The organism is Methylocapsa acidiphila B2 (assembly GCF_000427445.1).
Taxonomy (GTDB): Bacteria; Pseudomonadota; Alphaproteobacteria; order Rhizobiales; family Beijerinckiaceae; genus Methylocapsa; species Methylocapsa acidiphila.
In genome coordinates this window covers 1,256,907-1,271,406 of the sequence record NZ_KE386496.1, presented here as the reverse complement: position 1 = coordinate 1,271,406, position 14,500 = coordinate 1,256,907, and the positions used below count along the sequence as shown (strand labels likewise).

Genomic DNA, 14,500 nt, shown 5'->3' with positions numbered 1-14,500 from the left:
CCATCCAAATCGCCTTCCGCCGCCTATTTCTCCAGCTCGTAATAGCTGATCCGTCCGTCCGGGCCTTTGCGCCAAACATAGACGATGTAATCGGCGCGCTTCACGTCGCCCTTGTCGTCATAGCTGAGTTCGCCGATCACCGTCTTGAAGGGCGCGCCGGAATGGATCGCCTTGGCGACCTTCGCGGGCTCGGTCGATTTCGCTGCTTCCGCCGCCTGCTTTATGACCTCGACCGCGGCGTAGGAATAGAGCGTGTAGGTCTCGGGGTTGAACTTCTTTTCCTCGAGCTTCCGCACGACGGCGGCCGCTTCCGGCCTAAGCCGCGGGTCAGGTGGGAAGGTCATGATGGCGCCTTCGGCGGCGGGACCGGCGATCGCCGCGAATTCATTCGAGGCGATCCCGTCTCCAGCCATGAAGGTCGCGGTCGCCCCTTGATCGCGCATCTGGCGCAGGAGCAGGGCTGCCTCGGTATGAAGGCCGCCCCAATAGACGAACGTCGCGCCTGAAGCCTTGATCTTGGAGACGATCGCCGAGAAGTCTTTTTCTCCCTTGTTGACGCCTTCATAGAGGACGTCGCTGACGCCCGCCGCCGAGAGCCTCTTGCGGGTCTCGTCGGCGAGGCCTTTCCCATAGGTGGTCTTGTCATGGACGATGGCGATGACCGCGCCCGCCCGGGTTTCGAGGAATTTGGCTGCGACCTCGGCCTGTTGGTCGTCGCGGCCGCAAGTCCGGAAGATCATGTCGAGGCCGCGATCGGTGATCTTCGGATTGGTCGAGCCCGGCGTGATCATCAGGATGTTGTATTCAGCATAGGTTTCCGAAGCGGGAATGGTCACGCTCGAATTGAAATGGCCGACGACGAAGCCAATCTCGTCTCCGACAAATCGATTGGCGACCGAAAGGCCTTGCTTGGGATCGGCGGCGTCGTCGCCGATCACGATCGTGAGCTTCTGGCCGAGAATGCCGCCTTCCGCATTCACGTCTTCGACGGCTTGCGCTACGCCATTGCGAAGCTGTGCGCCGAAGGCGGCGTCGGGGCCAGTGATCGGCCCGCCGACGCCGATCTTGACGTCCGCCCGCGCAGGGACCGCGAGGAGCGCGGCGAGGCCAAGAACAGCGACCAGATTTTTCATGACCCTCGTACCTGTCGCCCGGTCTTTGGAGCGGCGTCGATCCAGCCGTAAATTTGCTTCATCTGTCTCGCCCGCGTGCGCTTGAAGGCGATGCAAGCGACTCCCGCCGAGACCATGAAGTCGAGCGTATAGGCGGGCCATGACAAAAGTGGCGCGCCGATTAGTGCGAAATGGAGAAAGCGAACCGCCGCGGCGACGCCGAGGCAAGAGGCCGGCGCGACCCAAAGCGGGCGCCATGTTGAGGCGAGCGCGCGACCGATGCTCGCCGCGGCCGCGCCGCCGAGAATGACGCTGAGCCCCAGAAAGGCGAGCGGCGCTTCAACGTCGAAAAGGGCGCCAAAGCCGGGGGTCATCGGCCGCCTTCGAGATAGGCGGCGCGGATCTCCGGCATCGCCAGAAGATCGCGGCCCGGTCCAGATAGCGTAATCAGTCCATTGACCATCACATAGGCGCGGTCGGCGAGCTTGAGCGCGTGATAGGCGTTCTGCTCGACCAGGAAGACGGTAAGCCCCTCGCGCCGATTCAGATCGGCGATCGCCTCGAAGATTTGCTTGACGACGAGAGGCGCGAGCCCGAGCGAAGGCTCGTCGAGCATCAGGAGCCTTGGGCGGTTCATCAAGGCGCGGGCGATGGCGAGCATCTGCTGCTCGCCTCCCGACAAGGCGCCGCCGCTTTGGCCCGATCGCTCCTTCAGGCGCGGGAAGATCGCATAGACGCGCTCGAGGCTCGCGTCGAAATAACGCGGATCGCCGATCGCGGCGCCAATCTGAAGGTTCTCGAAAACGGTCATGCGCGGAAAGATCCGGCGGCCTTCCGGCGATTGGGCGAGGCCGAGCCTGGCTATGGCGTGCGTCGGCATGGACGTTATGTCGCGGCCATCGAAAGAAATAACACCTTCGCGCGCGCGCGGATCGCCGAAAATTGTCATCATCAGCGTGGATTTGCCGGCGCCATTAGAGCCGATCAAGGCCGCGATCTCTCCCTCGCGAATGTCGAGATCGACCCCTTTGAGCGCGGCGATATTTCCGTAGAACGCCTTGACGCCGCGAAGAGACAATAAAACCTTCGAGTCCGTCGCGATCATGCGCGAGTTCCGGATGCGGCCAGGTCCACTTCGTCTTCGTCGTCGACGCCCAGATAGGCTTTGATGACTTTCGGATCTTTGCGAATCGCGGACGGAGCTCCGTCCGCGATTTTCTCGCCGTAATCCAGGACGACGATATGATCGGAAATCTCCATCACCACTGACATGTCATGCTCGATGAGGAGGATAGACGCCGCATGCTCGTCGCGGATGGCCCGCAAGAGCGCGGCGAGCTCGGCTGATTCCCTCGGGTTCAAACCGGCGGCGGGCTCGTCGAGGCAAAGCAGAGCCGGGCGCGCGCACATGGCGCGGGCGATCTCCAGCCGACGCTGGGCGCCATAAGGCAGCGCGCCGGCTGGATCGTCGGCGCGGCCGATGAGATCGATCTGCTCCAGCCAGTATTTCGCCGTCTCGATCGCCGCTTTTTGTCTCGCCCGATGAGAAGGCAGGCCGAAAAGGCCCCAAAGCCCGGGGCCGGACGCCGCCATGAGCGCATTGTGCTGCGCGACAATCAGATTTTCGAGCGCGGTCATGCCGGCGAAGAGGCGGATGTTTTGAAAGGTGCGGGCGACGCGGCCGCGCTGCGCGATCTCGAAATCGGCCATGCGCTCGAGCAAGTAAATCTCGCCTGATGCTGTCTCGCTGAAGCGTCTTCCGCTCTGCGTCAGGGCGAGGAGGTCTTCGGGCGCTGCGGCTCCGCTAGGTGTGAGCGCCAAACGGCCGGCGCTCGGCTTATAGAAGCCGGTGACGCAATTGAAGACGGTCGTCTTGCCCGCGCCATTGGGTCCGATCAGGGCGGTGATCTCGCCGCGTGCGGCGGTGAAGCTGAGGTCGTCGATTGCGATGACGCCGCCGAAGCGCATGGTCAAATGTTCGACGGACAGCAGGGCCGTGTGCGGCGCGCGCATCAGACCCGGCCTTCCTCGGCCAACGCGGGCGCGGCGAGGCGCGGCTCGGCCAGGAAAACCGAAGGCGTGCGGTTGGCGATAAGGCCGCGCGGCTTCCAATTCATGATGACGATCAGCGCGAAGCCGATGATGAGCATGCGATATTGGGTCGGATCAAATCCTTCCCCGACAATGTGCTGGAGCCAATCGAGCTCGCGCAGGAGCTCCGAGCCGCCAATGATGAAGAGGGCGGCGAGCGCGACGCCGAGCTGCGAGCCGGCGCCGCCGAGCACGACAATGGCGAGAATTGTCGCCGATTCGATGAAGGTGAAGCTCGACGGCGAGACGAAGCCTTGCCGCGCGGCGAAGACCGCTCCGGCGAGGCCGCCGACCAGCGCGCCGAGCGCGAAGGCGGCGAGCTTCACGGCGACCGTGTTTATGCCGAGCGAGCGACACGCGATCTCGTCCTCGCGCAGGGCCTCCCAGGCGCGGCCGAGCGGCATTCTTCGCAGCCGCAAAGTGACGAAATTGGTCAGAAGCGCGAGGGCGAGCGCGAGATAGAAAAGGAAGATCACCCGATAGATCGGCGAATAGGCCAGGCCGAAATGCGCGGCGAATCCCTCGGGGCCGGCGATGAAGGGCAAGCCGAAAAAGCTGACCCGGGGAATCGAGCTGACGCCGGCCTCGCCATTGGTCAGATCGGTCCAGTTGGTGAGCACGATGCGAATGATCTCGCCGAAAGCCAGGGTGACGATGGCGAGATAATCGCCGCGCAGGCGCAGCACCGGGAAACCCAACGCCACGCCCCAGAGCGCGGCGAGCAGGCCGGCGATCGGCAGGCTGGCCCAGAAGGACCAGCCGAAATTCGTCGATAGCAAAGCGTAGGAATAGGCGCCGACCGCGTAGAAGGCCACATAGCCGAGATCGAGAAGCCCGGCGAGCCCGACCACAATGTTGAGGCCCCATCCGAGCGTCATGTAGATTAGAATTTGGATGCCGTAACTGTCGATCCATTTGAGAGAGCGGGCGGGTCCAAGCAGGACCAAGACGACGAGCGGAAAAGCGATGAGGCTGGCGAGGCCGGCGGCTGAGATCAGGCGGCGCGATCTTGCGACGATGGCGGCGAATTCCGCGCGGCGCCGGCGCGGCGAAGACGCCGCTTTTGTCCGGCCAGGAATGAGCAGGCAGATCAAACGGACGACAAAAGCGGCGAGCGCTATGGCGGCGACGGCCGCCCATCGCTCCTGCAGGACAAGCGCATTGGAAAAATCCGTTTCGGTGCGATAGGCGAGGAGGGGAAATGCGAGGCCTAATGCTACGCCTGCGGCTTTCGCGGCGCCGATCAACGCCGAGCGCAGCCGGTCGCGTAGGGGCGAGGCTTCGGGCGCGGGCGCAAAAGTTGCCGGCGGTTCACACCTTTTCGACATCAGGTCGACCGAAAAGGCCCGAGGGCATGAAGACCAGCGTCGCAGCGAGGATCGAGAAAGCCGCGACGTCCTTGTAGTCGCTCGAAATATAGGCGGCCCAAAAGGTTTCGATCAGGCCGATCAGCAGGCCGCCGACGACGGCGCCTGGAAGAGAGCCTATGCCGCCCAGAACCGCGGCCGTGAACGCCTTGACGCCGGGGATAAAACCATCGCCCGAATTCACCACGCCATAATAAAGAATGTAGAGAACGCCGGCGACCGCCGCGAGCGCGCCGCCAATGACGAAAGTGAAGGAAATCGTGCGATCGACGTCGATCCCCAGGAGGGCGGCCATGCGCATATCCTGCGCGCAGGCGCGTTGCGCCCGGCCAAGCGGGGTCTTTTGCACCACGACCCAGAAGGCGGCGAGCAGCAACGCCGTGACGAGAACGATCAGGATTTGCTTCGCCGACAGGGTGACGTCATATCCGCCGCCATGGGTCACCTTGATGACCGCGTCGAACAGGGACGGTGCGGGCCTATTGCGCGGGCCTTGCAGCACATAAACCAGATTGGACAGGAAAATTGATGCGCCGATGGCCGAAATGAGCGGCGCAAGGCGAAAGGACTTGCGCAGGCGACGATAGGCGAGGCGTTCGAGCATATAGCTCCAGAGCGAGGTCAGGGCCATGGCGGCGACCATCGCCAGGACGAAGCTGAGCGCGACTGAACTCACGCCCAAGATCTGCGTCAGCGCAAGGAAAAGGATGAGCGCGATGAAGGTCGACAGCATGAATATGTCGCCATGGGCGAAATTCACCATGCCGATGATGCCGAAGACCATGGTATAGCCTATGGCGATCAGCCCATAGATCGAGCCGAGCGTCACGCCATTGATCAATTGCTGAAGAAAGATCTCCATGCGGCGTCCCAGTCGGCGCGGGGCGAGCTCGATCCGTTGAACGTCGTTCGCGGGCGCGGGCGGCTCGACGATTGATCTAGGCTGATTTTTACGACCTGGAAAGCATCTTGCTTGACCGCTCCTTTAGCGGCTCAAGCAGCGCCCTGAGCAAACGCTGTCCGGGGCGGCCCTATGTTTATGGGAGCGCCTTTGCTATCAAGGGCGCCGCGCGCGCCGCGAGGCGTCGATCAAGGAGCAACGCAGCGATATGACCCAATCCGCAGACCAAGCTGTCGGAAGTTCCGCGGCTTCTCAGGCCGCAGGCGTCGATCCGGCGCGGTTTCGCGAGGCGATGAGCCGCGTCGCGGCCGCCGTCCATATCGTCACGACGGACGGCGCCGCCGGTCTCGGCGGAATCACGGCGACGGCAGTCACGTCGATTACCGTCGAGCCGCCGATGATGCTGTTTTGCATCAACAAGACCTCGCCGTCGGCGGCTCGTCTGATTGAGAACGGCGTGTTCTGCATCAATGCGCTGGCGCCGGCGCATGAAGCGCTTTCCAATGTCTTCGCCGGGCGCACGGATCAGCGGCTTGAGGAAAGATTTACGACAGGCGAATGGGCGAAGCTCGCGACCGGCGCGCCGGCGCTCAAAGGGGCGGTCGCGAGCTTTGATTGCCGGCTGGTCGAGACGAACGAAGTCACGACGCATCTCATCGTCATTGGCGCCGTTGAGGCGGTGGAATTCGGCCCGGAGGGCGAAGGGCTCGCCTATGTCCATCGCAAATATAAGGCGATCTAGCTGTTTCACTCTAAAATGAAGTGAAAAAGCCGGTCAGCGCGGGGGGGGCCGTGTCGGGCTATTTCCTCGCGAAGCCTGGGGCGCTCGGCCGCGAGGCAGCGACGATCGACATAGGCTTTGGAACCCATTGACCGTTGATCGGCCCGTCGAAGAGCATCGGGGCCGTCATGCCGGCAAAGCGCAGAGCGGCGATAAAACTCGTCGTCTTCCAATGTCCATGAGCGGCGCCGGCGCGCGGCCGCATTTGTCGTGGTTCGGGTCTCGTCGATGAAGGCGAGCTTTTCCAGATCGAAATCGAGCCGGCTCTCAAATCGGGCTTCGCGTTTTTCCTTTATGTTCGGGTGGTTCTGCTTGCTCGATGGACGTTCTTTTGAACGTCAGGCCGCGACGGACGAGTCCCCCGCAGCGTCGCCGGGTTGCCTTGACCCTGCGTTCCGCGAGGAGACGCTTCAGGCGTTCGCTGCTCGTTAAGTCCGGCGTCGCCGCGCTCTACCCCAGCAGAAAATCGCGATGCGGAGCGAGTTTCGCGCGGCGCGGCTAGCCTGATTCAAGGCTAAGATGAATTCTGAAGGGGAGGCCGATTAGCTCGGCCGAGCGCCGCACGGCCGCAGACCACGATCGACTGAGCCGATGGTGGGGCCGCCGAGGGATCGGCGCTCAGAACCGGCTGCTCCGATCATGCGCCAACATGGAGGGTTCGCTGGCGCATCGTCTCGACCGCGGGCGCCTTGACGATCTCGGATTCAGAAAGCGGATGAAACTGCAACTGTAGTGCTAGGGCGCCACAAAATATCCGACGGGCTTGCGGCTGCTCCTATCCAACAGCCCGAATATAGCGCCTTGAGGATCCAAACAATGGACGATCCAAGCGCCGCCTGGCACAGCAGTCGGGCCGTAGAGGATTTCGCCGCCGGAGGCTTCCACGCGAATCGCCGCCGCTTCCACGTCACTGATGTTGAAATAGTATAGCCAGAACGGCAGCGGTAAGGTCGGAGGCTTGTTGAACATCCCCCCGATTGTCTCTCCTTCGACGGAGAACTGTTGATAGACCCCCATCTCGCCGAGAAGCGCATCCGCCTTTCGCCAGCCAAAAAGCTCGGAATAGAAGGCCAAAGCCTTCTCCCAATCTTCGGCGAGCAGCTCATGCCAGCCGATACGCCCCGGCGCTTCCGGCGTGGCCGGCTGCTCCTGCCGCTCTTTCAGGCCCTTGACCAAGGCGAGCGTCGCTTTTTGTGGGTCCCCGACGACCGAGAAGCGGCTTATGCCGGGGAGATCCGTAGGCGGCACGCGCAAAGTTCCGCCGCGCAGCGTGATCCTTTCGGCGGCGCGGTCCAGGTCATTGACCGCGACATATCCAATCCATTGCGGCGCCGCGCCCGCCTGCGCCGCATCTTCCGGCAGGCTCATCAGCCCAGCGACCGCCGCATCTCCGACTGTTAACAGGCTATAGGCCCTACCGGGCATCGAGGCCTTCCGCACGGCCCAGCCCACGACGTCGGCGTAGAAGGCGCCGGCGGCGTCAATGTCCGTCGTCAACAGCTCGTACCAAACGAATTGGCCATGCATATTGACCATGTCTGCCTCCCAGTGCCTTCAGGCATGCTAAGATCGAAGCGATAGCGAATGCGAAAAGCGTCGGATGCACGGTCAAGCTGTTTGGTGGGACAATCAGCGCAAAATATGTCACTCGATCACAATCATTGTCGTCGCCGCCATACCCGGCTTCAACAACAGATCCTCGTTAGGCGCGGTGATGACGACGTCATATGCAGCGGCATGTTCAGACGCCTCAAATATGGGATGGATTTGCGTTACTGCGCCAGTAAATGAATGGTTAGGGAGTGCCTCGACGGTGAAGGTGACTTGGTCGCCGAGCTTGATGTCCGCGCGACCCTTGGCGCTGACCATTGCGTCGATGCGAGCGGATGTGAGATCGGCGGCAAAGACGAAAAGCGGCTTTTCCGATCCGGCCGTGACCCTCTGACCCTTCTCGACGTTGCGGGAGACCACAGTTCCATCAATCGGCGCAACAATGTCGGTATAGCCGAGGTTGGTCTCGGCGGCGTGAAGAGTCGCCCGGAGTTCTGCGACTGCGGTTTCGTCCTGCTCCGTCTGCGCCTGCGCCCTCTCAAAAGCGCTGCGCAGCTTGTCGACCGCCAGCCGCATGTCTGAATGCTTCGATCGGCCCTCTTTCTTCTGGAAGGCCGCTTTCGCTTGCGCGAGATCCGCCTTGTCCTTTTCGAACTGAGCGTTGGCTGCGGTCAGCTCAGCCCTATAGCGATCTATGGCGATCTGATAGGGGGCCGGATCGATTTTTGCGCAGAGCTGGCCTGCTTTCACGCGCATGTTTGCGTCGCAATTGAGCGCCTGAATTTCGCCCGAAGCGCGCGCGGCCACTGCCTCGGTCGCCGCGGGACCGACGACGCCCGTCGCGGTCACGATGCGGTTCGCTCCGCCGCGTTCGGGCGGCGCCTGCATTGCATTATCGACATGCCCCATATCGTGATTCAAATGCGCCATGATCCAAAGGGAACCGGAAAGAATCAGCAGGACGACCAACAGGCCGAACGCGAGCGCCATGACATTGTTGACATTGTCTGGACCGGTCGTGATGTGGAGAAAGAAGACGAGATGAACGCCCATCTGTGCGATTGCGAGAACAACTAGGGCGACCGGAATGCTTGGAGCCCAGACGAGCGTAGTGCCCGCGATAAAGAAGGAAATGATCGTGAGCAGCGTCGCGAGCCCGAGCCCGATAAGGTAGGATTTGACTCCCTCGAAGATCTCCGTTTCGTCGATGCTCGGATCGCCCGGCGCGGCGCCCATCGGATTGGGGCTGTTCGACGGCTCGGAATAGGTCATTGCCTCGCTCCAATCAGGTACACCACGGTGAATAACGCAACCCAAATAATGTCCAGCGCATGCCAGAATAGGCCGAAGCAGAGCATGCGCCGGAGAATATCCTCCCTGTAGCCTTTGGCGAATACCTGCGCCATCATCGTTAGCAGCCATAGCAGCCCAACGGAGACGTGAAGGCCGTGGCATCCAACTAGCGTAAAGAAGGCCGATAGGAAGGCGCTTCGCGTCGGGCCGGCCCCGCTCGCGATCATGCCCGCAAACTCTCGCGTCTCGAGACTGAGGAACCCTGCGCCAAGCATCAGGGTCGTCGTCATCGCGCCGTAAAACAGGGATCCGCGATGGGCCCTCGCGCCAACGCCTGCGAGGCCGCAAGTGAAGCTTGACAGGAGAAGGCACGCCGTTTCAAGCTCGACGTTGCGCAGGTTGAATAGTTCCCGCCCGGTCGGTCCTCCAGCCGTGTCGCCCATCAGCACCGCATAGGCGGCGAACAAGCAGGAGAACATAATGATGTCGCTGAGCAGAAAAATCCAGAAGCCGTAACTGGTGACGATGCGCTTCGACGCCAGCGCGGCGGCAGCGTGTCCCAACGTGGTTGGGCGGCTCGGATTTTCGCGGCCGGCGGCCGCCTCAAAGGCGGTCATGGCGCCGCCGGACGTCGAGCGAGAGCGGCGTTGCGCGCGCTCCGATTGGCGCGATCTATGCGCGCGACTGTTTCGGCCGGAATGACATACTCGTCCTTGTCCCGCCAAGCAAAGACGACGAATGTCGCATAGGAGCCGAAAAGCGCGAGGCCCGCTATCCACCAGATGTGCCAGATTAACGCAAAACCCATGATGGTCGCGAAGAAGGCGCAGACGAAACCGGTTGGGGTATTCCTTGGCATCTCGATATCCGTGTAGGCCGGCTCTTCGCCCAGCCTCGACTCCTGTAGGGCCCGCTGCTTCGCTCCCCAATAGGCGTCGTCATTTTTTATTCTGGGCGTCGCCGCGAAATTGAAGACTGGAGGCGGGGACGCCGTCGCCCATTCCAGGGAACGCCCATTCCAGGGGTCGCCGGTTTCGTCGCGAAGGTCGGCGCGGCGGCGAATGCTCACGACGAGCTGCGCGGTCTGCAAAATGATCCCTATCAGGATGATCGCCGCGCCGCCGGCCGCGACCAAAAGCCATGGACGCCACGCCGCAACGTCATAGTGCTGCATGCGGCGGGTCATCCCCATGAGGCCGAGGACATATAGAGGCATAAAGGTGACGTAGAAGCCCACGATCCAGCACCAGAACGACGCTTTGCCAAGTCCTTCGTGCAGCCGGAAGCCGAACGCCTTCGGGAACCAATAGGTGTAGCCGGCGAACGCGCCAAATAGCACGCCTCCGATGATGACATTATGGAAGTGCGCAACGAGAAAGAGACTGTTATGAAGCACGAAGTCGGCCGGCGGATTCGCCAGAAGAACGCCGCTCATTCCGCCAATCACGAATGTGACCATAAAGCCGAGCGCCCATAATAGCGGCGTGGAATAGACGATCCGGCCGCCATACATCGTGAAAAGCCAGTTGAAGACCTTAACGCCTGTGGGCACGGCGATGATCATAGAGGCGATTCCGAAAAGCGCATTGACGTCCGCGCCGGTGCCCATCGTAAAGAAATGGTGTAGCCAGACCGTGAAAGAGAGCACGCAGATGACCATTGTCGCGGCGACCATTGATCGATAGCCGAACAGCGGCTTGCCTGAGAAAGTCGAGACCACTTCGGAGAATATGCCGAACGCAGGCAGGATGAGAATATAGACCTCGGGATGTCCCCACACCCAGATGAGGTTCATGAACATCATCACGTTGCCGCCGGCTTCGTTCGTAAAAAAGTGAAAGCCGAGGTAACGGTCCAGCAACAACATGGCCAGAGTCGCCGTGAGAACGGGGAATGCGGCGACGATCAGTAGGTTGGAGGCGAGCGTCGTCCAGCAGAACATCGGCATGCGCATATAGGTCATGCCGGGGGCGCGAAGCTTGAGGACAGTCGTCAGAAGGTTGACGCCTGCCAGCAAGGCGCCCACCCCGGAAATTTGGAGCGACCAGAGATAATAATCGACGCCGACGCCGGGGGAGTAGGTCAGTTCGGAGAGCGGAGGAAACGGCAGCCATCCGGTGCGCGCGAATTCGCCGACGAGCAGCGAAATATTGACGAGCAGGGCGCCGGTGGCCGTAAGCCAGAATCCGACCGAGTTGAGGGTAGGAAACGCGACGTCGCGGACGCCCAGCTGGAGCGGCGTCACGAAATTCATGAGCCCAATCACAAAGGGCATCGCAACGAAGAAAATCATTAGCGTGCCATGGGCCGAGAAGATCTGATCGTAATGCTCGGGCGGCAGGTAGCCCGGCGACCGAAAAGCGAGGGCTTGTTGCGAGCGCATCATGATCGCGTCAGTGAAACCGCGCAGAAGCATGACCATCGCGAGCACGACGTACATGATTCCGATCCTCTTATGGTCTACGCTGGTGATCCATTCCCTCCAGAGGTAGGGAAGCCATCCCTTCAAAGCGATCAGGGCGAGCACGGCGACGAGCGCGAACCCGACGACGCCCGACGCGATCAATGGGATCGGCTGGTCGAACGGAATGGCGGCCCAGCTGAGTTTGCCCCACATGTTCAATGCTCCGTCCGCGGGGATACGCTCACATCAGGCCGACCGCTGCTCGGCCCAGGCCCTGGCGGTAATTTCTGTGATACGATCTGTTGGAATAAGTCCGGATCGGCCGCGCCAAAGCTGAATGGATGCGCATTTATGCTTTGCCTAGCGAGCTCGGCGTAGCTCGCGGAATTAAGGGTAGGGCCGACGTTGCGCGTAGCTTTAATCCAGGCTTCGAACTCCGCCGCCGGCGTCGCCACAACGTCGAAATGCATGTCCGAGAAGCCGTCGCCGCTGTAATGGCTTGAAATGCCGCGGAAGACGCCAGGCGCGTCCGCCTGCAGGTTTAACTGCGTTGTCATGCCGTTCATCGTGTAGATCATGCTGCCGAGCTGCGGTATAAAGAAGGCGTTCATGACGCTCGCCGAAGTTAGAGAGAAATGAACCGGCGCGCCTGCGGGAATCACAAGCCGGTTCACGCTCGCAACGCCCTGCTTCGGATAGATGAAGAGCCACTTCCAATCCAGCGAAACGGCCTGGACTTCGATTGGCGGCGTGTTCGACGTCAAAGGCTTTGCAGGGTCGAGGTCATGCGATCCGATCCAGGCGACGCCGCCAAGCAGCATGATGACAAGCAGGGGAATGCCCCAGACGATGAGCTCGATGCGGCCGGAATAATCCCAATCTGGCAGACGGCGCGCCTTCTCATTGGAGGCGCGAAACCACCACGCGAAGGCAAAGGTGGCGGCAATTGTCGGCAGGACGATAGCGAGCATGACTGCGACGGAGTCGATTAAAATCATCTTCTCGGCTCGCCCAACGACTCCTTGCGGATCGAGGACCGCTGGTTGACATCCTGTCAGGAGGATGGGCGCAAGAAGGATCGCGCAGCGCCGGGGGCGGGCGGGTACCAAATGAAGTCGGCGCAACGGTTCATTTCCTTTTGGCTCGCCGTTGAATCTGCGCGCGACGGTGGCTCGAACGATGACGGCGGCCGGCTAAGACCCTCGCACGGTCGCTTGGCTCCCGCCACGCTGGATTTCAGGCATGCAGGCGTTTGACGACGTCCCTTGGCGAAAACAAAGGTGCCGCTTCTCTGAAATTTTGGCAACGATAAATCTTCGATATGACCTCGCCCACGTCGCCGTTGTGCAGGTGTCGCAGTTGCGCAGGATTTTACGATGGATGCCAGACGATCAACAGGTCGGCGGAACGCCTGACGGGGGCGCCGGTCTATGCTAGATGCTCACATTGCCGAACGAGCTGACGAACTTGGACATTGCTCGCTATTGACGCGTGCGGTTGGTTTTGTTCGTCCCATGCGCGTGGAGACCGGGCGATTATCAGTCGGAGGCCTCGGAATTTGCGGGGCGGCCGATCGCAAACTGACCCACCGGGCCCTCTATGTGGAATTCGAGTCCCGTAATTTTTGCGAATTGGTCAATATTCGCGATTCCAATCGCACATCCGCCGAGTCCTATGTCGGCCGCCATTAGGTAGAGCGTTTGAGTGAGGACTCCGACGTCCTTGAGAATGAGTGAATATGCAATCGAGCTGTATTTCCATGAAATTCTGCCAAAGCGCGCAGCGATCGTGATCAGAATCTGGGGCGCGGCGAGTGACCCCATTGCGCCGGCGGCGCTCGTCAACAATGTCTCGATTTCATTGGTCGGAACGCTGACAGGCGCAAGCATGTGGGCGCCGGCGTCGTAATGGTAGAATCCCTTTGCAAGGCCGTCGCATTTACCGACTGACAGATAGAGCTCGAGTTCGTAGCCCGCGCCCGCGGACGGGTACGGCCTGACCGCATAACCGCCGTCATCGAGGTCGGGCTTGCTGCGAGATCGCGACAGGACGCGCGCGGCGCCGTCGAGAAATCGTGAAAGCTCCGCGAGCGTGACGGGACGCTGATCGTCGAAGCTGCGTGTCGAATGACGTTCTCGCAGGAGCGTTGCGATTGGCGAGATCGCCTCGGACGAGAACTTGCGCAAATCGATTTTCTTTCCAGGCCAACTGGGCCGCACGGCCGGCAGCGGAGGAATGACGCCGGCATAGGGATAGACGCCGCCGAGCGGATTGGCGTGCCGGCCTTCGGTGCTGCGCGCATGGAATAGAAGGTCGTGAAAGTCCCATAGAACGAGGTTGTGGTCGCCCTCGGCGGCGCGACGACCCCCATCGCTGGAGCCGTCGGTTTTGAAAATAATTTGGCAATCAACCAGTAAGGCGAGAAAAGCGATTCCCGGAAATCCGGCATGACCGCGGAGTTGCTTGATTTGCGTAGGGGTGGCGAGAGTCGTGATGGCGGCGGCGATCGTCGGATCGCAAATCTTGAACAATGCGCCGGCGCGCGGCGATTCCAACACCATCTCGTCGCCGCGCCGCCGCATATAGGCGAATCGCGACAGTACAAGAGCATCCGCGTCGCCGAGGCGCGGCGTTTGCGGCCAATAATCGGGGCTCTGCGGTTCTATGACCACAAGGTCTTGGTCGACCGGGGAGCGCCCGAGCCGATATTCCAACAGACCGAGCCTTGCTAATCGACGAACGAGGAGATTGATCTCCTTGCCGGTGCTTCGGCTTTCGGACGCGAGAGAGGCGAGAGGCAGCCCAGAGTAGAGATTCTGCGCGCGACGGACTGCCGCCGCGCTAAAGACGCCGAAGCTGATCGAATAGCCGTCGAGGCCGGCAAGGATCTCTCCGTTCGCGCGTAGGTCCAGCGCAACCCGGCGCCCGAGCCGGATGGAAACAGCGGCCGGCTCGGCCCGTCGCACTCTTTTCGGTTCGGGAGCGCGCAATCCGAAGTCG

General features: G+C 61.5%; 13 protein-coding genes and 1 pseudogene. 1 reads left to right on the top strand and 13 read right to left on the bottom strand.

The annotated features are described in order from the left end of the window. Positions 1–23: 23 nt before the first annotated feature. From METAC_RS0107810 to METAC_RS0107785, 6 genes are read right to left on the bottom strand one after another with little or no spacing between them, the layout of a single operon-like run. Positions 24–1,133, bottom strand: a complete 1,110-nt coding sequence (locus tag METAC_RS0107810; protein WP_026606592.1) for a branched-chain amino acid ABC transporter substrate-binding protein — start codon at positions 1,131–1,133, stop codon at positions 24–26. Beyond that, entirely contained in the window at positions 1,130–1,486 is a 357-nt protein-coding gene (locus tag METAC_RS22820) for a DUF6867 family protein (protein ID WP_051335456.1), read from the bottom strand. The genes METAC_RS0107810 and METAC_RS22820 overlap by 4 nt, the downstream gene beginning before the upstream one ends. After that, positions 1,483–2,217, bottom strand: a complete 735-nt coding sequence (locus tag METAC_RS0107800; RefSeq protein WP_026606591.1) for an ABC transporter ATP-binding protein — start codon at positions 2,215–2,217, stop codon at positions 1,483–1,485. The genes METAC_RS22820 and METAC_RS0107800 overlap by 4 nt, the downstream gene beginning before the upstream one ends. After that, positions 2,214–3,125 carry an ABC transporter ATP-binding protein gene (locus METAC_RS0107795; RefSeq protein ID WP_026606590.1) on the bottom strand — a complete coding sequence of 304 codons (912 nt, stop codon included), beginning with the start codon at positions 3,123–3,125 and terminating at the stop codon, positions 2,214–2,216. Before METAC_RS0107795 ends, METAC_RS0107800 begins: the two co-directional genes overlap by 4 nt. Then, on the bottom strand, positions 3,125–4,531 hold the full coding sequence (livM, locus tag METAC_RS0107790) for a high-affinity branched-chain amino acid ABC transporter permease LivM (RefSeq protein WP_084143515.1): 1,407 nt from the start codon (positions 4,529–4,531) through the stop codon (positions 3,125–3,127). Before livM ends, METAC_RS0107795 begins: the two co-directional genes overlap by 1 nt. Further along, on the bottom strand, positions 4,515–5,432 hold the full coding sequence (locus tag METAC_RS0107785; RefSeq protein WP_026606588.1) for a branched-chain amino acid ABC transporter permease: 918 nt from the start codon (positions 5,430–5,432) through the stop codon (positions 4,515–4,517). The genes livM and METAC_RS0107785 overlap by 17 nt, the downstream gene beginning before the upstream one ends. A gap of 247 nt (positions 5,433–5,679) precedes the next feature. Between METAC_RS0107785 and METAC_RS0107780 the strand changes: the two genes are divergently transcribed. Continuing rightward, positions 5,680–6,213: a flavin reductase family protein gene (locus METAC_RS0107780; protein WP_026606587.1), complete on the top strand. Its 534-nt coding sequence runs from the start codon at positions 5,680–5,682 to the stop codon at positions 6,211–6,213. A 774-nt stretch (positions 6,214–6,987) separates the two neighbouring features. On the opposite strand, the gene METAC_RS22815 is transcribed toward METAC_RS0107780, so the two are convergent. From METAC_RS22815 to METAC_RS0107730, 7 genes and pseudogenes are all read right to left on the bottom strand, one after another. Next, entirely contained in the window at positions 6,988–7,779 is a 792-nt protein-coding gene (locus tag METAC_RS22815) for a VOC family protein (protein WP_051335802.1), read from the bottom strand. A gap of 117 nt (positions 7,780–7,896) precedes the next feature. After that, complete coding sequence (locus METAC_RS26750; RefSeq protein WP_245257554.1) at positions 7,897–8,691, bottom strand: efflux RND transporter periplasmic adaptor subunit; 795 nt, start codon at positions 8,689–8,691, stop codon at positions 7,897–7,899. After that, positions 8,686–9,075: pseudogene (gene cyoD / locus METAC_RS27055) on the bottom strand (cytochrome o ubiquinol oxidase subunit IV); the annotation flags it as partial. The pseudogene cyoD and the gene METAC_RS26750, both read right to left, overlap by 6 nt. Then, positions 9,072–9,713: a cytochrome (ubi)quinol oxidase subunit III gene (locus METAC_RS0107750; RefSeq protein ID WP_026606585.1), complete on the bottom strand. Its 642-nt coding sequence runs from the start codon at positions 9,711–9,713 to the stop codon at positions 9,072–9,074. The gene METAC_RS0107750 and the pseudogene cyoD, both read right to left, overlap by 4 nt. Continuing rightward, entirely contained in the window at positions 9,710–11,713 is a 2,004-nt protein-coding gene (cyoB, locus tag METAC_RS0107745; RefSeq protein WP_026606584.1) for a cytochrome o ubiquinol oxidase subunit I, read from the bottom strand. Before cyoB ends, METAC_RS0107750 begins: the two co-directional genes overlap by 4 nt. 2 nt (positions 11,714–11,715) lie before the next feature. Next, positions 11,716–12,681, bottom strand: coding sequence for a ubiquinol oxidase subunit II (gene cyoA, locus METAC_RS0107740; protein WP_084143513.1), 966 nt, complete (start codon positions 12,679–12,681; stop codon positions 11,716–11,718). A 357-nt stretch (positions 12,682–13,038) separates the two neighbouring features. Beyond that, complete coding sequence (locus METAC_RS0107730) at positions 13,039–14,466, bottom strand: SagB/ThcOx family dehydrogenase (RefSeq protein WP_051335454.1); 1,428 nt, start codon at positions 14,464–14,466, stop codon at positions 13,039–13,041. Between the last annotated feature and the right edge of the window lie 34 nt (positions 14,467–14,500).